At 68.8% G+C, this 25,661-nt stretch carries 24 protein-coding genes; 12 read left to right on the forward strand and 12 right to left on the reverse strand.

Annotated elements, in window-relative coordinates:
- The first annotated feature begins 34 nt into the window (after positions 1-34).
- The gene (locus tag ACFU95_RS16250) at positions 35-949 is read left to right on the forward strand and encodes a sulfite exporter TauE/SafE family protein (RefSeq protein WP_383827620.1); all 915 of its coding nucleotides are present in this window, start codon (positions 35-37) and stop codon (positions 947-949) included.
- A gap of 10 nt (positions 950-959) precedes the next feature.
- Here ACFU95_RS16250 and ACFU95_RS16255 read toward each other — a convergent pair whose 3' ends face one another.
- Positions 960-1,799 (reverse strand): intradiol ring-cleavage dioxygenase, encoded by an 840-nt coding sequence (locus ACFU95_RS16255; protein WP_383827622.1) that lies wholly within the window; start codon positions 1,797-1,799, stop codon positions 960-962.
- A gap of 236 nt (positions 1,800-2,035) precedes the next feature.
- Here ACFU95_RS16255 and ACFU95_RS16260 point away from each other — a divergent pair, with 236 nt between their 5' ends.
- Positions 2,036-2,695 carry a DUF4360 domain-containing protein gene (locus ACFU95_RS16260; RefSeq protein WP_383827623.1) on the forward strand — a complete coding sequence of 220 codons (660 nt, stop codon included), beginning with the start codon at positions 2,036-2,038 and terminating at the stop codon, positions 2,693-2,695.
- A gap of 66 nt (positions 2,696-2,761) precedes the next feature.
- Here the strand turns inward: ACFU95_RS16260 and ACFU95_RS16265 are convergent, their stop codons facing one another.
- Entirely contained in the window at positions 2,762-3,532 is a 771-nt protein-coding gene (locus tag ACFU95_RS16265; RefSeq protein ID WP_383827625.1) for an intradiol ring-cleavage dioxygenase, read from the reverse strand.
- Between the two features lie 358 nt (positions 3,533-3,890).
- On the opposite strand from ACFU95_RS16265, the gene ACFU95_RS16270 reads away from it, so the two are divergent.
- From ACFU95_RS16270 to ACFU95_RS16290, 5 genes are all read left to right on the forward strand, one after another.
- Positions 3,891-5,024, forward strand: a complete 1,134-nt coding sequence (locus tag ACFU95_RS16270) for a methyltransferase (RefSeq protein WP_383827627.1) — start codon at positions 3,891-3,893, stop codon at positions 5,022-5,024.
- Positions 5,025-5,141: 117 nt separating this feature from the next.
- Complete coding sequence (locus tag ACFU95_RS16275) at positions 5,142-5,528, forward strand: peptidase inhibitor family I36 protein (protein ID WP_383827628.1); 387 nt, start codon at positions 5,142-5,144, stop codon at positions 5,526-5,528.
- Between the two features lie 133 nt (positions 5,529-5,661).
- The gene (locus tag ACFU95_RS16280; protein WP_383827630.1) at positions 5,662-5,913 is read left to right on the forward strand and encodes a hypothetical protein; all 252 of its coding nucleotides are present in this window, start codon (positions 5,662-5,664) and stop codon (positions 5,911-5,913) included.
- Positions 5,914-6,046: 133 nt separating this feature from the next.
- Positions 6,047-7,270, forward strand: coding sequence for an RNA-guided endonuclease InsQ/TnpB family protein (locus tag ACFU95_RS16285; RefSeq protein ID WP_383827632.1), 1,224 nt, complete (start codon positions 6,047-6,049; stop codon positions 7,268-7,270).
- Positions 7,271-7,430: 160 nt separating this feature from the next.
- Entirely contained in the window at positions 7,431-8,099 is a 669-nt protein-coding gene (locus ACFU95_RS16290) for a winged helix-turn-helix domain-containing protein (protein ID WP_383827634.1), read from the forward strand.
- Here ACFU95_RS16290 and ACFU95_RS16295 read toward each other — a convergent pair.
- Positions 8,059-8,325, reverse strand: coding sequence for a DUF397 domain-containing protein (locus ACFU95_RS16295; RefSeq protein WP_383827636.1), 267 nt, complete (start codon positions 8,323-8,325; stop codon positions 8,059-8,061). The genes ACFU95_RS16290 and ACFU95_RS16295 overlap by 41 nt on opposite strands.
- The gene (locus ACFU95_RS16300) at positions 8,322-9,143 is read right to left on the reverse strand and encodes a helix-turn-helix domain-containing protein (protein ID WP_383827638.1); all 822 of its coding nucleotides are present in this window, start codon (positions 9,141-9,143) and stop codon (positions 8,322-8,324) included. The genes ACFU95_RS16295 and ACFU95_RS16300 overlap by 4 nt, the downstream gene beginning before the upstream one ends.
- A 131-nt stretch (positions 9,144-9,274) precedes the next feature.
- On the opposite strand from ACFU95_RS16300, the gene ACFU95_RS16305 reads away from it, so the two are divergent.
- The 3 genes from ACFU95_RS16305 (at position 9,275) to ACFU95_RS16315 (ending at position 12,322) form a co-directional block, all read left to right on the forward strand.
- A complete protein-coding gene (locus tag ACFU95_RS16305) occupies positions 9,275-9,727 on the forward strand; it encodes an ATP-binding protein (RefSeq protein WP_383827640.1) in 453 nt (150 codons plus the stop codon).
- A 163-nt stretch (positions 9,728-9,890) separates the two neighbouring features.
- A complete protein-coding gene (locus ACFU95_RS16310) occupies positions 9,891-10,904 on the forward strand; it encodes an arabinan endo-1,5-alpha-L-arabinosidase (protein WP_383827642.1) in 1,014 nt (337 codons plus the stop codon).
- Positions 10,886-12,322, forward strand: coding sequence for a family 43 glycosylhydrolase (locus ACFU95_RS16315; RefSeq protein ID WP_383827644.1), 1,437 nt, complete (start codon positions 10,886-10,888; stop codon positions 12,320-12,322). Before ACFU95_RS16310 ends, ACFU95_RS16315 begins: the two co-directional genes overlap by 19 nt.
- 89 nt (positions 12,323-12,411) lie before the next feature.
- Here ACFU95_RS16315 and ACFU95_RS16320 read toward each other — a convergent pair whose 3' ends face one another.
- From ACFU95_RS16320 to ACFU95_RS16355, 8 genes are all read right to left on the reverse strand, one after another.
- Positions 12,412-14,022 (reverse strand): pyridoxal phosphate-dependent aminotransferase, encoded by a 1,611-nt coding sequence (locus ACFU95_RS16320; protein WP_383827646.1) that lies wholly within the window; start codon positions 14,020-14,022, stop codon positions 12,412-12,414.
- A 125-nt stretch (positions 14,023-14,147) separates the two neighbouring features.
- Positions 14,148-15,299, reverse strand: coding sequence for an aldose epimerase family protein (locus ACFU95_RS16325; protein ID WP_383827648.1), 1,152 nt, complete (start codon positions 15,297-15,299; stop codon positions 14,148-14,150).
- A gap of 183 nt (positions 15,300-15,482) precedes the next feature.
- Positions 15,483-16,727 carry a multiple monosaccharide ABC transporter permease gene (gene mmsB / locus ACFU95_RS16330; RefSeq protein ID WP_383827650.1) on the reverse strand — a complete coding sequence of 415 codons (1,245 nt, stop codon included), beginning with the start codon at positions 16,725-16,727 and terminating at the stop codon, positions 15,483-15,485.
- A complete protein-coding gene (gene mmsA, locus ACFU95_RS16335) occupies positions 16,724-18,274 on the reverse strand; it encodes a multiple monosaccharide ABC transporter ATP-binding protein (protein WP_383827652.1) in 1,551 nt (516 codons plus the stop codon). Before mmsA ends, mmsB begins: the two co-directional genes overlap by 4 nt.
- Before the next feature lie 32 nt (positions 18,275-18,306).
- Positions 18,307-19,425, reverse strand: coding sequence for a multiple monosaccharide ABC transporter substrate-binding protein (gene chvE / locus ACFU95_RS16340; protein ID WP_383827654.1), 1,119 nt, complete (start codon positions 19,423-19,425; stop codon positions 18,307-18,309).
- A gap of 134 nt (positions 19,426-19,559) precedes the next feature.
- The gene (locus ACFU95_RS16345; protein ID WP_383827656.1) at positions 19,560-20,528 is read right to left on the reverse strand and encodes a hypothetical protein; all 969 of its coding nucleotides are present in this window, start codon (positions 20,526-20,528) and stop codon (positions 19,560-19,562) included.
- Between the two features lie 120 nt (positions 20,529-20,648).
- A complete protein-coding gene (locus tag ACFU95_RS16350; protein WP_383827658.1) occupies positions 20,649-21,653 on the reverse strand; it encodes a zinc-binding dehydrogenase in 1,005 nt (334 codons plus the stop codon).
- A 37-nt stretch (positions 21,654-21,690) separates the two neighbouring features.
- Positions 21,691-22,854 (reverse strand): mandelate racemase/muconate lactonizing enzyme family protein, encoded by a 1,164-nt coding sequence (locus tag ACFU95_RS16355; protein WP_189781173.1) that lies wholly within the window; start codon positions 22,852-22,854, stop codon positions 21,691-21,693.
- A 531-nt stretch (positions 22,855-23,385) separates the two neighbouring features.
- On the opposite strand from ACFU95_RS16355, the gene ACFU95_RS16360 reads away from it, so the two are divergent.
- Positions 23,386-24,432 (forward strand): LacI family DNA-binding transcriptional regulator, encoded by a 1,047-nt coding sequence (locus ACFU95_RS16360; RefSeq protein WP_383827660.1) that lies wholly within the window; start codon positions 23,386-23,388, stop codon positions 24,430-24,432.
- A gap of 155 nt (positions 24,433-24,587) precedes the next feature.
- Positions 24,588-25,589, forward strand: coding sequence for an ABC transporter substrate-binding protein (locus tag ACFU95_RS16365; RefSeq protein ID WP_383827662.1), 1,002 nt, complete (start codon positions 24,588-24,590; stop codon positions 25,587-25,589).
- Positions 25,590-25,661: the final 72 nt, after the last annotated feature.

Genomic DNA, 25,661 nt, shown 5'->3' on the forward strand with positions numbered 1-25,661 from the left:
CGGTAGGGAACCTCGGAAAGACGGGACCGGCCGCATGCGCACGCTGATACTGCTCGCCCTCGCGGGCCTGGGGGCCCAGCTCGTGGACGGCAGCCTCGGCATGGCGTACGGGGTGACCTCGACCACGCTGCTGCTGGCGCTGGGTACGAATCCGGCCGCCGCGTCCGCCACCGTCCATCTGGCCGAGATCGGTACGACGCTGATGTCCGGCGCCTCGCACTGGCGCTTCGGGAACGTCGACTGGAAGGTCGTCGGGAAGATCGGCGTGCCCGGCGCGGTCGGCGCCTTCCTCGGGGCGACCGTGCTGTCGAAGCTGTCCACCGACGTGGCCGCACCGCTGATGTCCCTGATCCTGCTCGGCCTCGGCGTGTACGTCATGTCCCGCTTCACCTTCCGCGGCCTGCCCAAGGACCGCGTGGGCCTGCCGCTGCGCCGCCGCTTCCTGACCCCGCTCGGCCTGGTCGCCGGGTTCCTGGACGCGACGGGCGGTGGCGGCTGGGGCCCGGTCGGGACGCCCGCCCTGCTCGCCTCCGGCCGGATGGAGCCGCGCAAGGTCATCGGCTCGATCGACACCAGTGAGTTCCTGGTCGCGGTCGCCGCGAGTCTCGGCTTCCTGTTCTCGCTCGGCTCGCAGGGCATCGACTTCGTCTGGGTCGCCGCCTTCCTCGCCGGCGGCCTCGTCGCCGCCCCGGTCGCCGCCTGGCTGGTGCGCATCCTGCCGCCCCGGGTGCTGGGCTCCGCGGTGGGCGGCGTCATCCTCGTCACCAACGTCCGCACCCTGCTGAACAGCGACTGGCTGACGGTCTCCGGGGTGACGGCCGTGGCGGTGTACGTCGCCCTGTACGCGCTGTGGGCCGCCGCCCTGACGTACTCGATCCGCGCCCACCTGAAGGAAGGGAAGGCGGCCGGGACCGAGTCCGTCGAGGAGCGGCAGCCCGTCAGCACCTGACCGACGGGTGTCAGGCGGTGCTGACGCCTACTGTCAAGGTCGCCTTGTAGCCGTCGGACACGCTGTCACCGAGTGCCGTCAGGGCCAGCAGACCGGATGACGCGCCCCCGTCGTCGTAGATGCCGTCGTCCGCCAACCGGGTCTCCCGCGTGGTGTTTTCCGAGTACGGCGAGGTCGCCTGGATCTCCGTGTTGATGTCCGGGTCGAAGAAGAGCTGCCCGGTGTGAACGATCTCGCCGCCTGTGTACGAGTCGTCGGTGAGCGTGACGTCCGTGTGCACCCGCATATGGACGTGCACCGCGCGCGAGACGTAGTGCCCCGGCCAGATGGACGTGATGTCGCACTGGCCGCTGTCGTCGGTCATCTGGCCGCCGCGCAGGAAGGTGCCGTTGTCCTCCTCCTGGTGGCCGTTGCCGCCGACGAAGCCGGAGTACTCGCCGAGATGGTCGCAGTGCCAGATCTCGACGAGGGCGTCCGCGAGCGGCGCGCAGTCGTTCGCGGTGTCGACGACGGTGAAGGTGTACCGGACCTCGAAGCCCTCCTTGTCCTCCCGGATGTCCTCCCGTACGAGGGCGCCTTCGAGGGAGTACGGACCCTCGGTGACCTCGGCGTTGAGGACGCAGACGCCGGCGTTGGCGGAGGCGGCGGCCTCCGTCGCGGCGGTGGTCGACGCCTCGCTCTCCTCGGTGGTGGTGTCGGCCGAGGCGATCCCGGCGACGGCCAGCCCGCCCGCCACGGCGACACCGCCACCGCCGATCAGGACGCGGCGACGCCGCATGCCCGGGTCTCGCCGGTGGGTGCCGGGTCGTTGCTCGCTGTGCTCTGAGTCGTGCGCTGCGTTTCCCGTCATGTGAAGGAAATTAGGGGTGCAGCTGAGGAGAAGCCGCATGTGCGGCTGTGAATGACCTGGGGATGCATCGCCCAACTCGGCTGTAAATGGCTGGAGTTCACCCTGGCCACCCCTCAGGTGGCTTCCTACGATTCCAACGCCTCCGGTCTTCACAGAAACCCCACCGTTTCTTCAAAGATTCAACCGTGGAGTGTGGGTCGGGCGCGCAGCCACCCCCCATCCCCGAGGAGAGCTCCATGGCACGTGCACTCCTGAGATACCTGCTGAGCGGCGGCGCAGTGGCCGGTCTGCTCACTGCGGCGTTGCCCGCGCAGGCGGCCCCGGCGTTCGAGAACCCGCCGCCGGACAAGATCGTCATCAAGGTCGCCACGGTGAACGGCTCCGGCTGCCCCCAGGGCACCACCGCCGTCGCGGTCTCCGAGGACAACACCGCCTTCACCGTGACCTACAGCGACTACCTCGCCCAGGTCGGCGGCAACTCCGACCCCACGGCGTTCCGCAAGAACTGCCAGCTCAGCCTGGTCGTGCACGTCCCCGGTGGCTTCACCTACGCCATCGCCAGCGCCGACTACCGCGGCTTCGCCGCCCTCCAGTCCGGCTCGAACGCCATGCAGAGAGCGTCGTACTACTTCCAGGGCTCGCCGAACACGCAGTACCGCAACCACGCCTACAGCGGCCCCCTCAACGACAACTGGCAGGCCACCGACGAGACGGACTGGGCCCAACTGGTCTGGGCGCCCTGCGGAGTCCAGCGCAACTTCAACATCAACACCGAGCTGCGGGTGAACCTCGGCTCGTCCTCGTCGAGCAAGGTCAGCTTCATGACCATGGACTCGACGGACGGCGACATCAGCACGGTGTACCACCTGGCGTGGAAGGAGTGCCCCGGGAAGTAGTCCCGCACATGGCTGAGGCCGCGCCCGGCGGGGAGCCGGGCGCGGCCTTCTGCCGGTCGGTCGGGGTCAGCTGCTCTCCACCCCGAGGGTCAGCGCACCCGCGTACCCCGCGGAGGGCGAGGTGCCCAGCGCGGTCAGGGTGAGCAGCCCGGACGCGGCGCCTCCGTCGTCGTAGATGCCGTCCTGGGCGAGGGTGGTGCGCGGGACGGTGTTGGCGGCGTAGGTGGCGAGTGCGGCGACCCGGGTCGTGGTCGTCTCGTCGAAGAAGAGCTGACCGGTGTGGAGTTCCTGGCCGCCGGTGAAGGAGCCGTCGGCGGTGAGCGTGACGTCGGTGTGCACCTTGACGTGGATGTGGACGCACCGGCCGCGGTACCAGCCGGGGTACACGGTCGTGATCTCGGCGACGCCGTCCGGCCCGGTGAGCACTCCGCCGCGCAGGAAGGTGCCGTTGTCGGGCTCGTTGTGGCCGTTGTTGCCGACGAAGCCGGAGTACTCGCCGAGGGCGTCGCAGTGCCAGATCTCCACCAGGGCGCTGTTCAGCGGTGCGCAGGTGTCGTCGTCCACGACGGTGAGGGTGAGCTCCAGCGGGATGCCGGTCTTGTCCTCGCTGATGTCGGCGCGGACGAGCTGTCCGTCCAGGTAGTAGGGGCCCTCCGTCATCTCCTTCGTGAGGGTGCAGACGGCCGCGGCGGCGACGGGGGCCGTGCCGGCCGCCTCGGCTGTGGGGGCTTCGGGCGCGGCGGCGGTGACGGCCAGGGAGGCGGCCGCGGCGCCGGTGGCGATCAGCACGGTGCGGCGGCCGATCGGGGTGGGGGTTGCCTCTGAAGTGTCTGTCATGAGCACGGCACCGTAGGGACGGATACTGTTGATGGGCTGTCAGTTGGGCAAAGTGAGAGACCGTCAAGTTTCTTGTCGGACACGCCACATCACCCAGCGGACCTCCGCCCTGCCCCGCTGCTCCGCGGCTGTGCGATCCTCTGACAGTCATCGTCTGAAAGGGCTGGTCATGACTCTCGGCATGGTTGTCGGCATGGTTGTCTTCGACTCCTCCTCGCGCACTTCGACGCGGGAGCGGTAGCCCCACCTGCCCTGACACACGAGCCCGTGCCGCGGCACGGGCCGTTCGCCGTGCTCCTCGTCGAAGTGCTCTTCGTGCCCCCGCGCGTTCGATCACGACGATCACGAGGAGTACGTGGTGTCCACCATCCACTGGACCGAGACGAACACCCCCTGTTCCGCCCGCTGGCATTCCGAGAACGCGACCCCGCCGCCGGGCCGGGTCGTCGGCGCGGACGACCGTACGACAGCCGCCACCGCCCACCGTCTGGCCTGCGAAGGCACCGCCCTGCTGTGGCGCGGCGACTTCCACAACGCCCGCCGGCTGCTGAAGGCGATGGGCCGCCGGATCGACCGGAAGCCTCCCCTGCGAGGCGACAGCCCGGCGGACGCCTTCCACCTGCACCGCCGTGCCCGCGGCCACCGGGCCCGCGTGCTGGGCAGGCTCCTCGTTCTGCTGGCGGACGACTACGGCCTGGACCTGCGCAGAGCCCCCGACGTGCGCCAGGCGTGCACCGAGGCGTACGGCCCGCCGTCCGGGCCGATGGCCGTCTCGCTCACCGAACTGCTGGGCGTGACCGGAGCGCACCAGTGGCGGACGAAGGGAGTGGAGGTACCGGCCCTCGGCGCTCGCGTCCACCCGCACTACGGCGTGTTCTCCCCGGTCAGGGGCGAATACGTCGACCTTGTCGCACAGGCCCCGCTCCCCGCGCCCACGGACCGGCGCGCGGGCCGCCGTACGGCGTTCGACCTCGGCTCGGGGACGGGAGTGCTCGCGGCCGTCCTCGCCCGCCGGGGGATCGACCACGTCGTGGCCACCGACATCAGCCCGCGCGCCCTGGCCTGCGCACGCGACAACGTCCGCCGACTGGACCTCACCGGGCGCGTCGACATCGTGGGCCCCCGCCTCTTCCCGGACGGACGCGCGGACCTCGTCGTCTGCAACCCGCCCTGGATCCCGGCCCGGCCCACCTCCGCCGTGGAGCAAGGCGTCTACGACCCGGGCGGCGGCATGCTCCGCGACTTCCTGGCCGGACTCGCCGCCCGTCTCGAACCGGGCGGCGAAGGATGGCTCATCCTGTCGGACCTGGCCGAGCACCTCGGACTCAGGACACGCGGCGAACTCCTCGCGGGCATCGAAGCGGCGGGCCTGCGCGTGCTGGACCGAACCGACACCAGGCCCCGCCACCCACGAGCGAGGGACACCGCTGATCCTCTGCACGCCGCACGCGCCGCGGAGGTCACGTCACTGTGGCGGCTCGCCGCGTCGTGACCGTGACCATGACTCCTCCGGGTTCGATTCGACCCAGATCGAAGCCGGGTGCGGGTGCGGGTGTACGGAGCGCAGGCTGGTCGCTGTACGCACGACAACGGGGAAAGGAAGCACCTCATGTCCATGCGCTCCATTCGCAAGCGTCGTCTCTCCCTCGGCCTGGCAGCCCTCGTCGGCAGCTTCGCCATGCTGGCGGTTCCCACGTCCGCGCAGGCGGCCGGCGACCCGGCCACCTGGCCCTGCGACCCGTCCGAGTTCTGCATCTACCACGACGGGCAGGGCGGCGGCGCGCACTACTCGCTGTCCGACGGGGCGTCCAACCTCGGCCAGCTGGCGGGCGGTCTCAACGACCACGTGTGGTCGGTGAAGAACATCTCCGGCGACTCGTGGTGCCTGTACCGGGACGCGGACTACGAGAACGAGATCCAGGTGATCCTGGACGGCCAGGCGCTGGACCTGGCGTCTCCGGTCCGTGACCAGGTCAGCTCCGTCGAGCCCTGCTGACAGGTCTACGGCCACTTGGGCTGTCCCCCTCTGCCCGGAGGGGGACAGCCCCATGACATCTGAGGATGGCAAGAGCCGAAGATCCTCGGACCATGTGAGGGCACGCACGATGTGCCGAACGGGGATGGCTCACATGGCGGTACGCATTCACTTCAGCGACGACGATCTCGCGGGCATCAGGCTGGCGCAGGCTCCCGACCCCATGTGGGAGGCGCTGCTCAGCATGCACATGCTCCAGACGGACACCGGATCCGCGGTCTTCGGCGGCTGGCGGGGCAGAGTGCGTCGCGAACTGGCCGCAGGTGTACGCCCGTTACTACGCCTCGCCCCACCCGTCGGCTACCGGAGATCATTCGCAGTGCTCCGGCCTTCAGGCCGGGGGTGAAGCGAATCCTGTGGCTGCGACGCGGAGCGTCGCGGTCTCGTTCCGGCGGAGCCGGACCCTGCTTCGTGACGGTGACGGATCGTTCACATGTTCCCGGTGACGACGTGGGTTCGACTTGCCTAGTGTGATCGTCATGCAGCTCCGGTACGCCTTCAGGTTGTACCCCGGCGCCGCTCAGCAGGCCGTGCTGGCCAGGGCGTTCGGGTGCGCACGCGTCGTGTTCAACGACGCGGTGCGTGCCCGCGAGGACGCTCGTAAGGCCGGGGAGCCGTTCCCGACGGCCGGGCAGCTGTCCACATGCCTGATCACGGAAGCGAAACGGACTCCGGAACGGGCCTGGCTGGGGGAGGTGTCGGCCGTCGTCCTCCAGCAGTCTCTGCGGGACGCTGAGGCCGCCTACAGGAACTTCTTCGCCTCGCTCAAGGTCACCCGGAAGGGGCCAAAACTGGGCCCGCCCCGGTTCAAGTCACGCAAGGACGCCCGGCAGTCGATCCGGTTCACGGCCAACGCCCGCTGGAGCATCACTGACGCCGGCCGTCTGAACCTGCCGAAGATCGGCGCGGTGAAGGTGAAGTGGTCCCGTACCCTGCCCGCCGCCCCCACCTCCGTCACCGTCATCAAGGACGCGGCCGGACGGTACTTCGCCTCCTTCGTCATCGACACCGACCCCGCCGCCGACCAAGCGCGGATGCCCGAGACCGACCGCACCATCGGCATCGATCTCGGCCTCACCCACTTCGCGGTCCTGTCCGACGGCACGAAGATCGGCTCTCCGCGCTTCCTCCGGCGTGCGGAGAAGAAGCTGAAGAAGGCCCAGCAGGAGCTGTCCCGCAAGCAGAAGGGATCGAAGAACCGGGCCAGGGCCCGCTTGAAGGTCGCCCGCGCCCACGCCAAGGTCGCTGACGCGCGCCGTGAGTTCCACCACCAGCTCTCCACGAAGCTGATTTCCGAGAACCAAGGGATCGCCGTGGAGGACCTGTCGGTTGTGGGACTGGCCCGCACGAAGCTGGCCAAGTCCGTGCACGACGCCGGATGGTCATCGTTCCTCAGCATGCTCGCGTACAAAGCGGAACGGTTCGGTCGCACCCTGGTCAAGATCGGCCGGTTCGAGCCGACCTCCCAGACCTGCTCCACTTGCGGGGTCAAGGACGGACCCAAACCCCTGAACGTCCGGGAATGGACCTGTGCCGCCTGCGGCGCCGTCCACGACCGGGACACCAACGCCGCACTCAACGTGAAGACGGCCGCCGGACTGGCGGTGTCAGCCTGCGGAGCGCCGGTAAGACCAGGAGCGATCCCGGCACAGCGCGAAGAAACAGGAAGCCACGGATTCCCGACCGGAGACCGTGCCGCGTAGCGGCACAGCAACCGGTAGAGAAGGCCAGAATCCTCGTCCTTCAGGACGAGGAGCATGTCAATCGGCTGACTTCCTCACCCCGGCGGCCGGCACGGGTGGCCTGGACGCCGGGATCGGCGCCCTGCTGTCGACGCCACGGCAGCGGCTGCGGGGAGACCTGGTGGAACTGTCCCGCGCCGGGCGACGACTGCCGTCCTGGGCGAGGCCGCTCGCCGACGGTGACAAGGAGGCCGTCGGCCATCTCGCCCGCTCGTTCCGGGGCTACTTCGCCACCGCGCTCGCCCCTTGGTGGGGCCAGGTACGCGCCCGCTTCGACGCCGAACGCGCCGTCCACGGGCGGTACTTGGCGGGCGGCGACCTCGGTGCGCTGCTCGGCTCCCTCCACCCCGGCCTCGTCTGGCGGCGACCGGTCCTTGAAGTGACGGGACTGGGGGCGACGGATCGTGACGTCCGGCTCGACGGACGGGGGCTGCTGGTCCTCCCGTCGTACTTCTGCTGGCGCAAGCCGACGTTGCTGAAGGATCCCGGGCTGCCGTGCGTCGTGGTCTACCCGATGACCCACGAGACGGTCCTGAGCGGGGGCACGGCAGGGCTCCGCTCGTTGAACGCCCTCCTTGGCCGCACCCGGGCCGGGATCCTCGAAACGGTTGCTGAGCACGGGGTGACGACCACGGAACTCGCCCATGACGCGGGGATCGCCCCGGCCACGGCCAGCCATCATGTCGGCATCCTGCGCAGGGCCGGGTTACTCAGCACGTGCAGGGCGGGGAAAGCCGTACTGCATTCCGTTACACCGCTGGGGCTGGCCCTTCTGGACGGACGTGCGTGAGGAACTCCGTCCAGGTGGCGGGGGAGAGGGTGAGCGTGGGGCCCGCCGTGCGGTGCTTGGTGTCGCGGACGTGGATGGTGTGGGGGCAGGTGGCTACCTCTACGCAGTCGCCCGAACCGCTGCTGCTGTAGCTGGACTTGTGCCAGGAGAGGGCGACTTCGACGCAGTCGTCGCCGGACCCGCCGCTGTAGCTGCTCTTGAACCAGGCCAGTTCGCCGGTGCTCATAGGTCTCCTCGCATCCGCTGCAACAGGCTCATAGAGTCTTTGAGAGTGAGAGCCTGTGAGCGCATCCTGGCATACCGCATCTGGAGCATGCTGACCACCTTTGAGTCAGCGATGAACTGGCCGCTTTCCTGTCCCTCGCAGTAGGCGAACCACTTGTTCTCCGGCGTCTCCAGCAGGCGCATTGGGCCGTCCAGTCCCGCGTGCGTCTCCTGCTCCGTCGGCATGATCTGAAGCTCCACGTTCCGCAGTTGAGCGATCTCCAGCACATGGTCGATGAGCCCCCGCGTGACCTCCACCCCACCCGTGTGCCGCCGGAACAGATGCTCCTCCAGAATGAAAGCGAAGGCCGTGTTCGGCCGCTCCCGTAGCAACCGCTGCCGTTCCGCGCGCGCTACCCACTGCGCCTCGATCTGCTCGTCGCTCAGCGGCGGCAGCTGGTTCGTGAACAGGGTCCGCGCATACTCCTCGGTCTGCAACAGCCCTGGAATCAACCGGCATTCGTACGTGTACAGAGTGATCGCCGTGGTCTCCAGCTGAGCCCACCGCCGAAACCAAGCCGCCAACCCCGGCTGCCGAGCCAGATGCTGAGCCGCCCTCGTCAGCGCCCCCGTATTCCCCAGCACCGGCTCCGACCGCTCCGGGAACGTCGGATCCGGCATTCGCCGCCCCAACTCAAGCGAAGCCACCGTGTGCTTCGACAAACCCACCCGGTCCCCGAACTCCTCCCTGCTCAACCCCGCATGCTCCCGCAGGGCCTGTACAACCGCCCCGAACGTCCGCAGACTGTCCGACGACTCCGGCTCACCACACTCGACCAAGGCAGGTCACCTCCCGCAGTACATGGTCACGGTCAGTCACGCGTACTGTCCAGCAGGTAACCGCGTACGCTCCCGCACCGTACGCGCCTCTCGCCTGGTGAACTGCCGCGCACCACCGCCAGATTGAGCGCATGCCAGTTCCGCTCACCCAGCGCCTCAGTGCCACTCCTCGCGGCGCCCGCCTCGCCCGGCACCTCGCCCTGAACCAGCTGCACGCCTGGGGCGTCCCGCTCGGCAGTACCGCCTCCGACGCCGTCGCCGCGATCGTCGCCGAGCTGGCCGCCAACGCCGTCACCCACGGCCGGGTCCCCGGCCGGGACTTCGAGCTGCGGGTGTCCCTCCCGACGGGCAGCATCCGTATCGAGGTCAGTGACACCCGTACGGAGTCCCACCCCCCGAAACCCGGAGACGTACCGCCTGCGCACCCCCTCGACGAACACGGTCGCGGCCTTGTTCTCGTCGAGGCGCTGGCCTCCCGGTGGGAGGTGGTGGAGCGGGACGGGTCGCCCGGCAAGACCGTCTGTGCCGAGGTCGATCTGCCGGGGTGGCTGGCCGTGGTCCGGGGGCGCGGGTCAGGGCGGTAGCCGGCCTGCCCGCCACCCGGGAACAGCTGTTGCTGCGCGGACCATTGACGCGCAAGTGGTTCGATTCTACGGTCCGTTCGAACTTGCGAGCACTGTTCGAGATGTCGACCATTTGCTGGCCGGATATCTACCGACCTGTCACCCCCACCGCAAGGAGGACCGCATGAGCCCCACCTCCCGCACCTCCCGCACGCCCCGTGCCCGCCGCACCCTCCGCAAGCGAACCGCCCTGATCGCCCTCCCCGCCGCCGCCCTGCTGGCCCTGATCCCTTCCACGGCCTCCGCGTACCCCAACCCCGGCCGTGTCACCGGCGACGTCGTCACCCACGACCCGTCGATGATCCGCACCTCGTCCGGCCAGTACCTGCTCTACGCCACCGGCGGCGGCATCGCGAGCAAGACCTCCAGCGACCGCACCGCCTTCAGAAACGGCGCCGACGCGTTCGGCAGCCGTCCCGGCTGGTGGTCGAACTACTCCTCCGTACCGGAGGCCTGGGCGCCCGACATCTCGTACCACGGCGGCAAGTACCTGATGTACTACTCCGTCTCGAAGTTCGGCTCGAACACCTCCGCCATCGGCCTCGCCACCTCCACCACCGGCCAGCCGGGCAGCTGGACGGACCAGGGCACCGTCTACACCTCCGGCTCCTCCAGCGACTTCAACGCCATCGATCCGAACCTCTTCGTGAACGACGACGGCAAGTGGTGGCTGTCCTTCGGCAGTTGGTGGACCGGGATCAAGATGATCCAGATCAACCCGTCCACCGGAAAGCAGCTCGGCTCCAACACCACCCGCTACTCGCTCGCCTCCCGCCCCACCGGGACCAAGGCCGTCGAGGCGCCCTTCATCGTCAAGCGGGGCGGCTACTACTACCTCTTCGCCTCCTACGACACCTGCTGCGCCGGGACCAGCTCGACCTACAAGGTCAAGGTCGGGCGCGCCACCAGCATCACCGGGCCGTACTCCGACAGGAACGGCGTCTCGATGATGAACAACGGCGGGACCCCTGTCCTGGAGTCGCACGGCAGCGTCATCGGCCCCGGCGGGCAGTCGATCATGAACGACGCCGACGGGGACCTGATCGTCTACCACTACTACGACGGCAACGACAACGGCACGCCCAAGCTGGGCGTCAACCTCTTGAACTGGAGCAGCGGATGGCCCGTCGCCTACTGACCCTGCTGGCGGCACTGCTGCTGGCCCTCTCGATCGGCCAGCCTTCCGCCAGTGCCGCCTCGTTCGCGAACCCGGTGAAGTCGGTCAAGGGTGCCGACCCGTGGATCTCGTACCACGACGGCAACTACTACCTGGTGACGACGAGCTGGACCGACGTCATCACCATCCGCAAGTCCACCACCCTCGCCGGGCTGGCCACGGCCCCCAGCGTCCAGGTGTGGCAGGGCGACGCGGCCTCGCGCTGCTGCAACATCTGGGCCCCGGAGCTGCACTTCCTCAACGGCCGCTGGTACCTGTACTACGTCGCCGGGCAGAACATCGCCGACTACAACCCGACCCAGCGCAGCCATGTGCTGGAGAGCGCCGGCTCCGACCCCATGGGGCCGTACACCTACAAGGGACAGCTCAACTCCGCCTGGATGCTGGACCCGAGCGTGCTGAACGTGAACGGCCGGCTGTACATGCTGGGCAGCGCGATCACCAGCGGCACCCAGAACCTCGTCATCGCGCCGATGTCCAACCCGTACACGGTCAGCGGCGCCTACTCGACGATCTCCAGGGCGACGTACGACTGGGAGCGGCAGGGCGGCACGGTCAACGAAGGCGCGGAGATACTGCAACGCGGTGGCCGGACCTTCCTCGTCTACTCCGCCAGCGGCTGCTGGACCCCCGACTACAAGCTCGGCCAGCTGGAACTCACCGGCTCCGATCCGCTGGCCGCCGCCTCCTGGACCAAGAAGTCCACGCCCGTCTTCCAGCGCAACGATGCCAACGGCGTCTACGGGCCCGGCCACAACGGCTTCTTCACCTCGCCCGACGGCACCGAGAGCTGGATCGTCTACCACGCCAACGACAGCGCGAGCGAGGGCTGCGACAACGGCCGTACGACCCGCGCCCAGAAGTTCACCTGGAACTCCGACGGCACCCCGAACCTCGGCACCCCGGTCCGCCTCGGCGCCGCCCAGACCGGCCCCTCCGGAGAGCCGTCCACGGCGTCCACCACCTACACGATCACCAACCGCAACAGCGGCAAGTGCCTTGACGTGGCCGGGAGTTCGACCGCCGACGGCGCCAACGTCCAGCAGTGGGCGTGCAGCGGCGGCAACAACCAGAAGTGGCGCCTGGAGGACCAGGGCGACGACACCCACCGGCTCGTCAACGTCGCCACGGGCAAGGTTCTGGACACCGAGAACTGCTCCGCGGCAGACGGGGCCGACCTCCGCCAGTGGTCCTGGCTGAACAACACCTGCCAACGCTTCCGCTTCATCGCGACAGACAGCGGCTACGTCCGCATCACCAACCAGGCCACCGGCAAGGTCGCCGACGTCACCGACTGCGGAACGACGGACGGCACAGACGTACGCCAGTGGGCATGGCTGGGCAACACCTGCCAACAGTGGCGTCTGACGCCGGGGTAGCCTGCCTACCCAGGGGCGCGGGGAACTGCGCGACCAGCCACAACGCACCCGCAGTCGCAAACGCACTCGCCCCCTACGGCGAAAGGGCGCTACCCGGTCTGCATCCCCGCCGCATTCGGCCAACTCTGGCTGTTGGGCCACCCGGTCGCCGGGGCCGGGGACAGTCCGGGCGCCGGCCCCGTAGTACCCCGTACCTGCGCCGCCGTGAGCCCACCCCGAGCCGGCACCCCGGGCGGCGTGGGCCCGGGCGGCACCACAGCCGCGGCGGGCGCCACAGGCGACGGGAACGTCATCGGCGCGGGGGCTGGGGCGACAGGCGCGGGCGCCGGCATCGGCGTGGGGGCGACCGGCGCCGGAGCGACGGGCACGGGCGCAGGCATCGGCGCCGGCATGGGCATCTGCGCGGCGGCCGGCTGCGGCTGGGGCGCCGCGGGCATCGCAGGCATCGCGGCACCGACCCCCATGGCCTGGGCGGCGAGGCCCGGCATGCCGGCGCCGTTGGTGGAGCTGACCAACCGGTCCACGGCCGCCGTACCCGAGCTGTAGTTGGTCCCTATACCCAGCTCGGGTACGGCGGCTCCCCTCCTGGTCCCGTAGAGCACCTGTTCCAGGCCGGACACCAGGCGACGCACGTCCACCTGGGGGCGCACCACGAGTCGCAGGAAGCGGCTGGACGAACCGATCTTGTTGCCGCACTCACGGACCAGGATCCGGTGCTCGGTGAGCAGCCGGTCGCGGACCACGGTGCCTTCCGCGCCCACGGGGAGGCGCACGAAGAGGAAGTTGCCCTGCGAGGGGTAGACCGTGAGGCCGGGCAGCGAGGAGAGCTGGCTCGCCATGTCGAGGCGGTCCTTGCGCACCTGGTGCAGGCTCTGCGCGTACTCGGCGCCGTGGTTCTTGAGCATGAACACCACGTGCTCGGCGAAGGCGTTGAGGTTCCACTTCGGCAGCATCGAGCGGACCATCCCGGCCAGTGCCGGGTTGGCGACGAGATAGCCGAAGCGGATGCCGTGCAGGCCGAAGTTCTTGCCGAGGCTGCGGAGCACGATGACGTTGGGGCGCAGCATCGCCTCCTGCACGACCGACGGGTCCTGCTCGGCGTCGGCGAACTCCAGGAACGACTCGTCGATGATGACCAGGTCCAGGTCGGCCATGGCGTCCATGAACTGCACGAGCGCGTGCTTGTGGAGGTAGCCGCCGTCGGGGTTGTTCGGGTTGCAGATCACCGCGACCCGGGTGCCCCGGGCCCGGATGAACTCGGCGTACTGCGCGAGGTCCAGGGCGAATCCGCTGGACTCCTGGAGCGGGAACATGTCGACCCGCTTGCCGGTCTCCATCGGCTGGTCGGTCCAGCGGCCGAAGGTGGGGACGGGGATGGCGAGGGACTCACGGACCAGGAGGTGGTCGATCCAGGTGATCAGTTCCGTGGATCCGTTGCCCATCGCCACGCACTGCGGCGGGAGCTGGAGCAGGCTGCACAGCTCGGCCGTGATCGTGTCGGCGCTGCTCGGGTAGTACGTGATGATGTCCCGCAGCCGCGCCCCCATGTCCTGGAACATCTCCGGCGTCGGGAAGTACGGGTTGCAGGGAATGCAGAAGTCGACCGGACCGGCCCCGTCGCCGCCCTCACGCGTCAGCGCCGCCATCGACGGGCTGTGTGCCGCGGTGCTGCGGAACAGCGAGGTGACGTTGTCGGCCATGGAACCTCCGTGTCTGGGTGGCCCGCGCGGGGGAGCACGGGCCGCCCTTACATACGAAGGCTGGGGTGGCGCTGTTCAACCACTGAGAAATCGGTAAGAACTTGTGTGGCACCTGTGAAGAGGCGTCAGCAGGTGAACGAGTGCACCGTCGTCGAACGGTACGTCTGGCCGGGTCGCAGCACCGTCGACGGGAACGACGGCCTGTTCGGCGAGTCCGGGAAGTGCTGCGTCTCCAGGCACAGGGCGTCGCCCTGCCGGTAGGTGCGGCCGGACGGGCCGACGAGGGTGCCGTCGAGGAAGTTGCCGGAGTAGAACTGCAGGCCCGGCTCGGTGGTCGCCATCCGCAGGGTGCGGCCGGAGGCCGGGTCCTTCAGCGTGGCGCACCACTCGGGGCGGGGCGAGATGCCCTTGTCGAGCACCCAGTTGTGGTCGATGCCCTTGCAGTGCAGCAACTGCTGGTGGGCTGCGCGCAGGTCTTCGCCTATGCGCTTGGCACGACGGAAGTCGAAGGGGGTGCCCGCGACGGGGGCCGGCTGACCGGTGGGGATGAGGCCCGGGTCGACGGGGGTGTAGCGGGACGCGGCGATCTTCAGCTCGTGGTTCTCGATCGTGCCGCTGCCCTCGCCGGCGAGGTTCCAGTAGACGTGGCTGGTGAGGTTGACGACGGTGGCCCTGTCGGTGGTGGCCTCGTAGTCGATGCGCCAGTCGCCGTGCTTGGTGAGGGTGTACGTCACCTTCATCTTGAGCGTGCCCGGGTAGCCCATCTCGCCGTCGGCGGACGTGCGGTGCAGGTACAGGCCGACGTCCGAGCCCTTGGTGAACGGCTCGATGTCCCACACGTGCTTGTCGCAGCCCTCGGCGCCGCCGTGCAGGCTGTTCTCGCCGTCGTTGACGGAGAGCTGGTAGCTCTTGCCGTCCAGGGTGAACCGGCCCTTGCCGATGCGGTTGCCGTACCGGCCGATCAGGGCGCCGAAGTACGGGCTCCCCGCGACGTAGTCCTCGATGTTGTCGAAGCCCAGCGAGATGTTGGCGTACTGGCCGCGCCGGTCCGGGACCTCCAGGGACTGCACGATGCCGCCGTAGGAGAGGACCTTCATCCGCGTGCCGCCGTTGGCCAGCGACCAGCTGTGGACCTTCGTGCCGTCGGCGAGGGTGCCGAAGAGGGACTTCACCGGCGTGTTGCCTCCGTCGCTGAAAAGAACAGGGCCCCGCCTTCCGGCGGGGCCCTGGGGCCCTGCCGCCGGATTCCCGCCTGTCTCGCGGCGTCTGGCACGCACGCTCGCCGCGTTGCCGAACCGCCCACGTGGCTCCTCCCCCACGCTCGAACCGAGCTTCGCTCGACTCGCGCGGGGGCACCCCCATCGAGGGCGCTCCGGCGCCTTGCGATCGCACGCACCAGACGCCGCGAGACCCGCCCTTCGGGCGGACGCCGGGAATCCGGCGGCAGGGCCCTGCTGTACTTACGAACCGACCTTGCGCTTGTTCCAGACGTCGAACCCGACCGCCGCCAGCAGCACCAGGCCCTTGATGACCTGCTGCCAGTCGGTGCCGATGCCGACGAGGTTCATGCCGTTGTTCAGCACGCCCAGGACCAGGCCACCGATGATCGCGCCGAGGACGGTGCCGACGCCGCCGCTCATCGAGGCGCCGCCGATGAACGAGGCCGCGATCGCCTCCAGCTCGAAGTTGAGGCCGGCCTTGGGGGAGGCCGCGTTGAAGCGGGCGGCGAAGACCAGACCCGCCAGGGCCGCGAGCATGCCCATGTTCACGAAGATCAGGAAGGTGACCTTCTTGTCCTTCACACCCGACAGCTTGGCCGCGGGCAGGTTGCCGCCGATCGCGTAGATGTGGCGGCCGATGATCGCGTTGCGCATCACGTAGCCGAAGCCCACGAGCAGCACGCCCAGGATGAGCAGCACGATCGGGGCGCCCTTGTAGCTGGCCAGCAGCATCGTCAGCGTGAGGATGGCGGCGCCGAGCGCGACCAGCTTCAGCAGGAACAGGTTGAAGGGCGGAACGTCGAGGTTGAACTCCTGCTGGCGGCGGCGGTCACGGAACTCCTGGAAGACCACGAACGCGATCATCCCGAAGCCGAGCAGAAGGGTGAGGTTGTGATAGTTGGTGTTCGGGCCGACCTCGGGCAGGAACCCGTTGGCGACCTTCTGCAGCCCCTCCGGGAACGGGCCGAGCGTCTGGCCCTCCAGGAAGATCTCCGTCAGACCGCGGAAGATCAGCATGCCCGCCAGGGTCACGATGAAGGACGGTATGCCGCCGTACGCGATGAAGAACCCTTGTGCGGCACCCGCGACGGCGCCCATGGCCAGGCAGAGGACGACGGCGACCGGCCATGGCAGATCGTTCTTCACCATGAACACCGCGGCCATGGATCCGATGAACGCTGTCAGTGATCCCACCGACAGGTCGATGTGGCCCGCGATGATCACCAGCATCATGCCGATCGCGAGGATCAGGATGTAGCTGTTCTGCAGCACCAGGTTGGAGACGTTGCGCGGCAGCAGCAGGTCCCCGTCGGTCCACACGGCGAACAGCGCCACGATCAGGCCGAGGGCGATCAGCATGCCGTACTGCCGCATGTTGCGGCGCATACCGTCCAGCACCAGCTGGAGCAGGCCGTCGCCCGCGGCCCCTCCGCTCTTGCCCGGCGGCGCGGGGGCCGGGGTCTTGGCGGTCACATCCGTGCTCATCGGGATACCTCTTTGTCCTTTGTCATCTGACGCATCAGCGATTCCTGCGAGGCCTCGGCCCGCGAGAACTCGCCGGTCAGCCGCCCCGCGGCCATCGTGTAGATGCGGTCACACATGCCGAGCAGCTCCGGCAGCTCGGAGGAGATGAAGACGACCGCCTTGCCCTGGGCGGCCAACTGGTCGATGACCGTGTAGATCTCGTACTTCGCACCGACGTCGATGCCACGCGTCGGCTCGTCCAGGATCAGCACTTCGGGACCCGCGAAGATCCACTTGCTGAGGACGACCTTCTGCTGGTTGCCGCCGGACAGCTTGCCCACCGGCTCGAAGACGGTCGGCGCCTTGATGTTCATGGACTTGCGGAAGCCCTCGGCGACCTGCCGCTCCTCGTGCTCGTCGACCAAGCCCCGCTTGGCGACCTTGCCCAGCGCGCTGAGCGAGATGTTGCGGTTGATGGTGTCGATGAGGTTGAGGCCGTAGTGCTTGCGGTCCTCGGTGACGTACGCGATGCCGTGCTTGACCGCCTCGGGGACGGACTTCGTACGGATCTCCTTGCCGTCCTTGAGCACCGTGCCGCCCGCGTGACGGCCGTAGGTGCGCCCGAAGACGCTCATCGCGAGCTCGGTGCGGCCGGCGCCCATCAGGCCCGCGATGCCGACGATCTCGCCGCGCCGGACCTCGATCGACACGTCGTCGACGACCTTGCGCTGCTGGTCGATCGGGTGGTGCACGGTCCAGTTGCGGATCTCCAGGGCGGGGGCGGAGCCCTCCTCCGGCTCGTGCGGGGTGCGGTCCGGGAAGCGGTTCTCCAGGTCGCGGCCGACCATCCCGCTGATGATCCGGTCCTCGGTGGTCTCCTTGGCCTTCACATCGAGGGTCTCGATGGTCTGGCCGTCGCGGAGGATCGTCACCGAGTCGGCGACCTTGCGGATCTCGTTGAGCTTGTGGGAGATGATGATCGAGGTGATGCCCTGCTTCTTCAACTCCAGGATCAGATCCAGGAGTTTGTCGCTGTCCTCGTCGTTCAGGGCAGCGGTCGGCTCATCCAGGATGAGCAGCTTCACCTTCTTCGACAGCGCCTTCGCGATCTCCACGAGCTGCTGCTTGCCCACGCCGATGTCGGCGACGCGGGTGTCCGGGTGGTCGGAGAGACCGACCCGGCGCAGCAGCTCGGTGGCGTGCCGCAGGGTCTCCCGCCAGTCGATGAACCCGCCCTTGGCGTGCTCGTTGCCGAGGAAGATGTTCTCCGCGAGGGAGAGGAACGGCGACAGCGCCAGCTCCTGGTGGATGATGACGATGCCGTGGTGCTCGCTCGCCCGGATGTCCTTGAACTCGCAGACTTCGCCCTCGAAGAGGATGTCCCCTTCGTAGGTGCCGTGCGGGTGGACGCCGGAGAGGACCTTCATCAGGGTCGACTTACCGGCGCCGTTCTCCCCGCAGATGGCGTGGACCTCGCCCTGCTGGACGGTCAGCGTGACGTCCGACAGCGCCTTGACGCCGGGAAAGGTCTTGACGATCGAGCGCATTTCCAGGACGGGTCCCGCCATGGTCGTGCCTTCCAATCAGAGTGGGCCGGCGGTTAGTTGAGGTCGCTTTCCTTGATGTAGCCGGTGTCGACGACCTCCTTCTTGTAGTTGGTCTTGTCGACGCTGACCGGCGTGAGCAGGTAGGCGGGAACGACCTTGGCGCCGTTGTCGTAGGTCTTGGTGTCGTTGACCTCGGGCTTCTTGCCGTTGAGCGCCGCGTCGACCATGTTCGAGGCCACCTTGGCGAGCTCACGGGTGTCCTTGTAGACGGTCATCGACTGCTCGTCGGCGATGATCGACTTCACCGAGGCGACCTCGGCGTCCTGGCCGGTGACGATCGGCAGCGGCTTGTCCTTGGAGCCGTAGTCGTCCGACTTCAGCGCCGAGAGGATGCCGATGGAGATGCCGTCGTACGGCGAGAGGACCGCGTCGACCCGGCCCGAGCGGTACTTCGACGTCAGGATGTCGTCCATGCGCTTCTGGGCGGTGCCGCCGTCCCAGCGCAGGGTGGTGACCTGGGTCAGCTGGGTCTGGCCCGACTTGACGACGAGCTGCTTCTTGTCGATGTAGGGCTGCAGGACCTTCATCGCGCCGCCGAAGAAGTAGCGCGTGTTGTTGTCGTCGTTGGAGCCGGCGAACAGCTCGATGTTGAACGGGCCCTTCTTGGACCCGTCCTTCAGGCCGAGCTTCTCGACGATGTAGTTGCCCTGGAGCTCGCCGACCTTCTCGTTGTCGAACGACGCGTAGTAGTCGACGTTCTTGGTGCCGAGGATCAGGCGGTCGTAGGAGATCACCGGGATGTTGGCGTCGGCCGCCTGCTGGAGCACGTTGTTCATCGACTTGTTGTCGATGGCCGCGACGATCAGCGCCTTGACGCCCTGCGTGATCAGGTTCTCGATCTGCGAGACCTGCTGGTCCGGGTCGTCCTCGCCGTAGACCAGCTTGGTCTTGTAGCCCTTCGACTCCAGGTCCGCGACGACGTTCTTGCCGTCGGCGATCCAGCGCTCGGAGGACTTGGTCGGCATCGCGATGCCGATGGTCCCGCCCTTGGCGTCCCCGCCGTCGTCCTTGCTGCCGCCCTCGCCGCTCTGGCCGCAGGCGGACAGGGTCAGGGCGAGGGAGGCGGCTCCGGCTATGGCGGCGAGTGCGGCTCTGCGAGTGCGCATGGTCATCATCCTTGATGTGTGTGAGCAGGGCTCGGTCGGGCGGTGGCGAAGACGCTTCGAGGGTTGAACGGTGCAGACCCCGGGTGTGTGGGATTGTGTTCGACTGCGTCGTCTTCTGTGAAGGGGGTTTGTCCGGAACGTTATGCGGGAGTTTCGAATCGCTTCAGAGTTCCGGGCAGCCGTGAACCGAGAGGCGCCATGTCGCCGTCAGCTCCGTGCCGTGCGAGCAGGTCCAACGCCAGGCGTCCGCGCCGTACGCGTTCCTTGGCGGTGGCCAGCGTCAGGTCCCGCATGTGGTGCCCGTAGGGGTAGATCCCCGGGGCCTTGGAGAGCCCGAACTTCAGGTAGAGCGGTGCGCCGCGCCGGATCAGCTCGGCGACCTCGTACATCCGGATGTAGCCGCCGAGATCGTCCGGGGCCTCGATGTACATGTCCATGGGGGCGGCGGAGACCCGCCGTATCTCGGTGAGGTGGTCGAGCGTCAGGTCGCTCGGCACGTTGATCGAGTCGCCGCCGAGGTTCTCGTACACCGCGTACGCGGCCGGGTTGACGGGGCCGATCAGCGCGCTCACCTTGAGCGTCGTGTCCGCCGGGATGATCCCGGCGGCTCTCGCCCGGTGCAGCGCCCACAGCACGCCCTCGTCGGCGACGAGCAGGCACTTGACGCCCAACTCCGTGGCCCGGACGGCGTCCTCGACGCACCCGGCGACCGCGTCGTGACCCCGGGCGCGCAGTCCGGCGCCCTTGGAGTCGGTACGGGTGGAGCCGCCGATGTCCCAGGTGCCGCGCGGGCCGGTGAACAGGCAGAGCTCGATGTCGCGCGCGGCGGTCGCCTCCACCATCTCGGTGATCTCGGCGTCGGTGAGCATCCAGATACCGCTGCCCTGGCTGATCCGGTGGACCGGCACATCGAGCCGCGAGGACTCCTTGAGGACCACGGCGAGCGCCTCGGGGCCCTCCACGGAGGGAACTTCGGTGCGCCAGCGGCCACCGCCGGGGAAGGTGTGCGGAGAGGCGTCGGAGGGGTCGAGGGCGGGCGCCTCCAGGCCGAGTGCGGCGAGCGCCTGCTCGCCGGGGCGGCGTGGCGTCGGAGCGGTGGTGTCGGTCACAAGCTGTCCTTATGTTCGATATTTCGGACGAGGGTCGCGGCTCTGGTCGTGCGGGGCTTTGGGTGTACGCCGGTACGAAGTCGTCAGGTACCCCGTACCGGCGTACGGCTCAGGGGTGTGTCACGGCCGCAGCAGGACCTTTCCGACCTTCGGGTCGCCGGACCCCACCAACTCGATGGCCTGCGCGAACTCCTCCAGCGGCAGCTCGTGCGTGACCAGCGGCAGCGGGTCGAGGAGTCCCGCCCCGAAGACCCGCACGGTGTGCGCCCAGGCATCCGGCGCCGCGCCGAACACGGTCTGCACCTCCAGCTGCCGTACGACGAGATCGGTCGGGTCGAGCCCGTCCGCGCCCGGCGCCGGGATGCCCGTCAGGACCAGCCGTCCACCGCGCCGCAGCAGGGCGGCGGCGGTGCGCGCCGCGTCCGCCGACCCGGCGGTCTCGATGACGACGTCGAAATCGTCAGGGAGCTCCTCGTCCTTGGTGCGGAAGTCCGTGGCCCCGAACCGCTTCGACAGCTCGGCCCGGTCCGGACGCGTCCCCACGACGAGCAACTCGGCCGGCGAGCCCGCCTTCAGGAACTGAACGGCGAACATCCCGAGCGTCCCGGTGCCCACCACGGCCACCCGCTCGCCCGGCACCGCGTTCGCCTTGAGCGCGGCGGCCGCGATGCACGCGGCCGGCTCCAGCAGCGCCGCCGCCGTCAGATCCGCGTCGTCCGGCAGCACGTGCAGCAGCCGGGCCGGAAGCGTGAGGGTGGTGGCCATGGCGCCCGGCTGGGTGAAGCCGGTCTCCTCGTAGCCCGCCGTGCACAGCGTGGTCTCGCCCGCGTGGCAGCGGTCGCAGACCTGGCAGTTCCGGAAGCCCTCGCCCACGACCTTGCGGCCCACCAGGCCCGCGGGGACGCCGTCGCCGACCGCCGCCACCGTCCCGGACCACTCGTGGCCCGGCGTGAGCGGATAGCGGACGTAGCCTTCCGGCCGGTTGCCCTGGAAGACCTCGCGGTCACTGCCGCAGATCCCCGAGGCGTGCACCCGGACCAGGGCCTCGCCCGCTTCCGGCTGCCGCGGCTCGTGCGGGACGAGCCGCTGCTCGCCCGGAGCCTCGATCACGACGGCGGTGCTCACTGGGTCCCCCTGGTCGTGGGCCGGCGGGTGTGGGCGCTCACTCGGTGCCCTTGGGCTTGCGCTGCTCCCAGCCGTCGGCCCACAGGTCGAACCGGGCCTGCTGCTGCGGGAACTCCGCGGCGGCGTCGACGTCCAGCTCCACACCGAGACCGGGCTCGTGGGAGAGGTGGAAGCAGCCGTCCTCGGGGTTCACCTGGGGGGCGCCCTTGATGACCTTCTTGATCTCCGCGTCCGCGAAGTCGTTGAAGTGCTCAAGGATCTTGAAGTTGGGGGCGGTGAAGCCGACCTGGAGGGAGGCGGCGGTCAGCACGGGCCCGCCCACGTTGTGGGGCGCGACCAGCATGTAGTGCGTCTCGGCGGTGGCGGCCAGCTTGCGGGTCTCCCAGATGCCGCCGATGTGGCCGACGTCCGGCTGGATGATGTCCACGGCCTGGCTCTCGAAGAGCTCCCGGAACTCGATGCGGTCGTGGATGCGCTCACCCGTGGCAACCGGCATGTCGACCTTGGCGGCGACCTTCTCCAGCGCCTTCAGGTTCTCCGGCGGCACCGGCTCCTCCAGCCACGCGGGCTTGAAGGGCGCCAGCTCCTTGGCCAGGCGGACGGCCGTGGCGGGGGAGAAGCGGCCGTGCATCTCCAGCATCAGTTCGGCGTCCGGGCCGATGGCGTCGCGCACGGCCTCGATCAGGGAGACCGCGTAGAGGCTCTGCTCGTGGTCGAGCTCGAAGTGGCCGGTCCCGAACGGGTCGATCTTGAGCGCCCGGTAACCGCGCTCCATGACCCCCTGGGCCGCCTTGTGGTACGCCTCGGGCGTCCGCTCGGTGGTGTACCAGCCGTTGGCGTACGCCTTGACCTTGTCGGTGACCTTGCCGCCGAGCAGCTGCCAGACCGGCACGCCGAGCGCCTTGCCCTTGATGTCCCAGCAGGCCATCTCGATCACGGCGATGCCCGACATCACGATCTCGCCGGCCCGGCCGTAGTCGCCGTACTTCATCCGCTTGACGAGATCCTCGACAGCGAACGGGTCGGAACCGAGAATGTGATTGGTCTTCGCCTCGTGCAGATAGCCGAGCAGCGCGTCGGTGTGGCCCAGCATGCGGGTCTCGCCGACGCCGGTGAGTCCCTCGTCGGTGTGCACCTGGACGTAGGTCAGGTTCCGCCACGGCGTTCCGACCACGTGTGTGCTGATTCCCGTGATGCGCACGGTACTCCCTGTCCTCTTCGGTCTGTTCGAAATTTCGGCACTCGTTCGAAATGCTGGTCGCGACAGTAGGGACGACCACATGCGAGTGTCAATGGGTCTACAAACAACGGTTTCGACGCGACGCCGGAGACGGTCGGCGAGGCGGCTGCGGCGCGGTGCGCCACGAGGGCCGCCGGGCTCTTCAAGGGTGCGCGCACACCTCCCCCGGTGGGTCCTCGGATGGCTCCTGACCAGGTAGAACACCCTCGTCCCCGCAACCTCCGCCGCCCGTCGCGTTATTCAACCGTGACGACTTCTCTGACGCAGCCCTCTTGACCGGCATGAATTGTTAGCGCTCACAATACGTCCGCGTTCACCAGTCGGCCCCGACGGCGTGCAAGGAGGTATGAGCGTCGTGTCAGCAGTGCTTCAACTCGCCTTCCCGCCCCGTGCCGTTGGTCCATCCGGAACACCGGCGTGACGCGGCCGGCGCCGAACCATCGGCCCCCGCCACAGGTCTTATCGGCAGACGACCGCCAAGGAGGCGCGGCTGTGACCCACTCGCAGCTTCGGCCGCCCACCATGGCCGACGTGGCCCGCCAGGCCGGTGTGTCCCACCAGACCGTGTCCCGCGTGCTGGGGGACCACCCCAATGTGCGGGACGAGACACGGGCCAAGGTGCTGCGCGCGATCGAGGAGATGGGCTACCGCCGCAACTTCTCTGCACGGGCACTGGCGACCCGGCGCACCCGGACCCTGGGTGTGGTCGCCTCCAACACCACGCTCTATGGTCCGGCCAGTACGTTGTTCGCGCTGGAGGAGGCGGCGCGTGCCGAGGGCTATCTGGTCTCGACGGTCAGTCTGCGCAGGCTGACGGTGGAGACGCTGTCCGAGGCAGTGGACCGCCTCAGCGAGGGCGGGGTGGAGGGGGTCATCGCCATCGCCCCGCAGCGGTCGGCGGTCGAGGCCCTCGCCGAACTCCGCCACCCGTTCCCGGTGGTGGCGGTGGGCACCGGCTCGGGCGCCGGGGTCCCCAGCGTCAACGTGGACCAGAATCTGGGCGCGCGGCTGGCCACCGGCCATCTGCTCGCCGCGGGCCACCGCAGGGTCTGGCATCTCGCCGGGCCCGAGGACTGGCAGGAGGCGGTGGACCGGGTCGAGGGCTGGCGGACGACCCTCGAAGAGGCGGACGTGGAACCACCGATGCTGCTGCGGGGGGACTGGAGTCCGCTGTCGGGCTACCGGGCCGGCCAGGAACTGGCGGGCTGGGTGGGGCGCGGCCTGACCGCCGTCTTCGTGGCCAACGACCAGATGGCACTGGGGGTGTTGCGGGCGCTGCGTGAGGCGGGCGTGCGTACGCCCCAGGACGTCGCGGTGGCCGGCTTCGACGACATCCCGGAGTCGGAGTTCTTCGCCCCGCCGCTCACCACCGTCCGGCAGGACTTCGCGACGGTGGGCCAGCGGAGCATCGCCCTGCTGCTGGACCTGATCGAGGGCCGTACCCCCGCCGGTGCGTCCCAGGTCTCCATCGAACCCCAACTCGTCGTCCGCGCAAGCACGTTCCCGTACCTGCCTCAACCGGGAGCCGCTCCCGGCTGACGCCGCACCACCCGGTCGCCCCGCGTCCTTCGGGTCCAGCGTGACCGATATTTCGAACGATGATCGACAGGCTGGACGCAGTGCAGCCGGTCCACCCGAGTACCAGACGAGTACCAGCGGTCCATCCCCGGACCGGCTCTTCAAAGGAGAAGAACATGCTCAACAGACGGAACTTCCTCACTGCGGCGGTCGGCGTGGCGGCAACGGCCGGTCTGGCGGCCTGCGCCAAGGAGGACGGCTCCTCCTCCGACTCCTCCTCCGGCGGCAGCAAGACGATCACCCTCGGCTTCTCCCAGGTCGGCTCCGAGAGCGGCTGGCGCACCGCCAACACCGACTCGGTGAAGTCGGCCGCCAAGGAGGCCGGCTACAAGCTGCAGTTCTCCGACGCGCAGCAGAAGCAGGAGAACCAGATCTCCGCGATACGCAGCTTCATCGCGCAGAAGGTGGACGTCATCGCCTTCTCGCCGGTGGTCGTCACCGGTTGGGACGCCGTGCTCAAGGAGGCCCAGAGCGCGAAGATCCCGGTCGTCCTGACCGACCGGTCCGTGGAGAGCGACGAGTCCCTGTTCGTCGCCCTGGTCGGCTCCGACTTCACCGACGAGGGCCGCCGCGCCGCCAAGATCCTGGAGAAGGTCCTGGAGAAGGCCGGCCACAAGGGCAAGGTGAAGATCGCCCAGCTGGAGGGCACCACCGGTGCCGCCCCCGCGATCGAGCGCGCCAAGGGCTTCAAGGAGGTCATGGACGCCGAGCACAAGGACGACTGGGAGATCGTCGTCAGCCAGACCGGTGACTTCACCCGCGCCGGCGGCAAGCAGGTCATGGCGGCCTTCCTGCAGTCCAACCCGGACATCGACGTGCTGTTCGCGCACAACGACGACATGGGCCTCGGCGCCATCCAGGCCATCGAGGCGGCCGGCAAGAAGCCCGGCAAGGACATCCTCATCGTCACGGTCGACGGCGTGAAGGACGGCTTCATCGCCATGTCCGAAGGCAAGATCAACGCCATCGTCGAGTGCAACCCGCTGCTCGGCCCCCAGCTGATGGAGGTCGTGAAGACGGTCCACGACGGCGGCAAGGTCGAGCGCTGGATCAAGACCAAGGAGAGCGACTTCATGCAGGACCAGGCCAAGGACGCGCTCCCCACCCGTAAGTACTGACCGACCGCACCCACCGGCAGGGAGCCTCCGGCCGGCCGGCGACCATCCGGTCCCGGGAGGCTCCCTGCGGGC

Origin of the sequence: Streptomyces sp. NPDC057623, from assembly GCF_042800355.1 — a bacterium.
GTDB lineage: Bacteria > Actinomycetota > Actinomycetes > Streptomycetales > Streptomycetaceae > Streptomyces.

What these genes read in the sequence shown, in the direction of transcription:
- ACFU95_RS16250 (WP_383827620.1), top strand. Translation starts at nt 35, where the DNA reads ATGCGCACGCTGATACTGCTCGCCCTCGCGGGCCTGGGGGCCCAGCTC.
- ACFU95_RS16255 (WP_383827622.1), bottom strand. Translation starts at nt 1,799, where the DNA reads ATGACGGGAAACGCAGCGCACGACTCAGAGCACAGCGAGCAACGACCC.
- ACFU95_RS16260 (WP_383827623.1), top strand. Translation starts at nt 2,036, where the DNA reads ATGGCACGTGCACTCCTGAGATACCTGCTGAGCGGCGGCGCAGTGGCC.
- ACFU95_RS16265 (WP_383827625.1), bottom strand. Translation starts at nt 3,532, where the DNA reads ATGACAGACACTTCAGAGGCAACCCCCACCCCGATCGGCCGCCGCACC.
- ACFU95_RS16275 (WP_383827628.1), top strand. Translation starts at nt 5,142, where the DNA reads ATGTCCATGCGCTCCATTCGCAAGCGTCGTCTCTCCCTCGGCCTGGCA.
- ACFU95_RS16280 (WP_383827630.1), top strand. Translation starts at nt 5,662, where the DNA reads ATGGCGGTACGCATTCACTTCAGCGACGACGATCTCGCGGGCATCAGG.
- ACFU95_RS16285 (WP_383827632.1), top strand. Translation starts at nt 6,047, where the DNA reads ATGCAGCTCCGGTACGCCTTCAGGTTGTACCCCGGCGCCGCTCAGCAG.
- ACFU95_RS16295 (WP_383827636.1), bottom strand. Translation starts at nt 8,325, where the DNA reads ATGAGCACCGGCGAACTGGCCTGGTTCAAGAGCAGCTACAGCGGCGGG.
- ACFU95_RS16305 (WP_383827640.1), top strand. Translation starts at nt 9,275, where the DNA reads ATGCCAGTTCCGCTCACCCAGCGCCTCAGTGCCACTCCTCGCGGCGCC.
- ACFU95_RS16310 (WP_383827642.1), top strand. Translation starts at nt 9,891, where the DNA reads ATGAGCCCCACCTCCCGCACCTCCCGCACGCCCCGTGCCCGCCGCACC.
- ACFU95_RS16315 (WP_383827644.1), top strand. Translation starts at nt 10,886, where the DNA reads ATGGCCCGTCGCCTACTGACCCTGCTGGCGGCACTGCTGCTGGCCCTC.
- ACFU95_RS16320 (WP_383827646.1), bottom strand. Translation starts at nt 14,022, where the DNA reads ATGGCCGACAACGTCACCTCGCTGTTCCGCAGCACCGCGGCACACAGC.
- mmsB (WP_383827650.1), bottom strand. Translation starts at nt 16,727, where the DNA reads ATGAGCACGGATGTGACCGCCAAGACCCCGGCCCCCGCGCCGCCGGGC.
- mmsA (WP_383827652.1), bottom strand. Translation starts at nt 18,274, where the DNA reads ATGGCGGGACCCGTCCTGGAAATGCGCTCGATCGTCAAGACCTTTCCC.
- chvE (WP_383827654.1), bottom strand. Translation starts at nt 19,425, where the DNA reads ATGACCATGCGCACTCGCAGAGCCGCACTCGCCGCCATAGCCGGAGCC.
- ACFU95_RS16365 (WP_383827662.1), top strand. Translation starts at nt 24,588, where the DNA reads ATGCTCAACAGACGGAACTTCCTCACTGCGGCGGTCGGCGTGGCGGCA.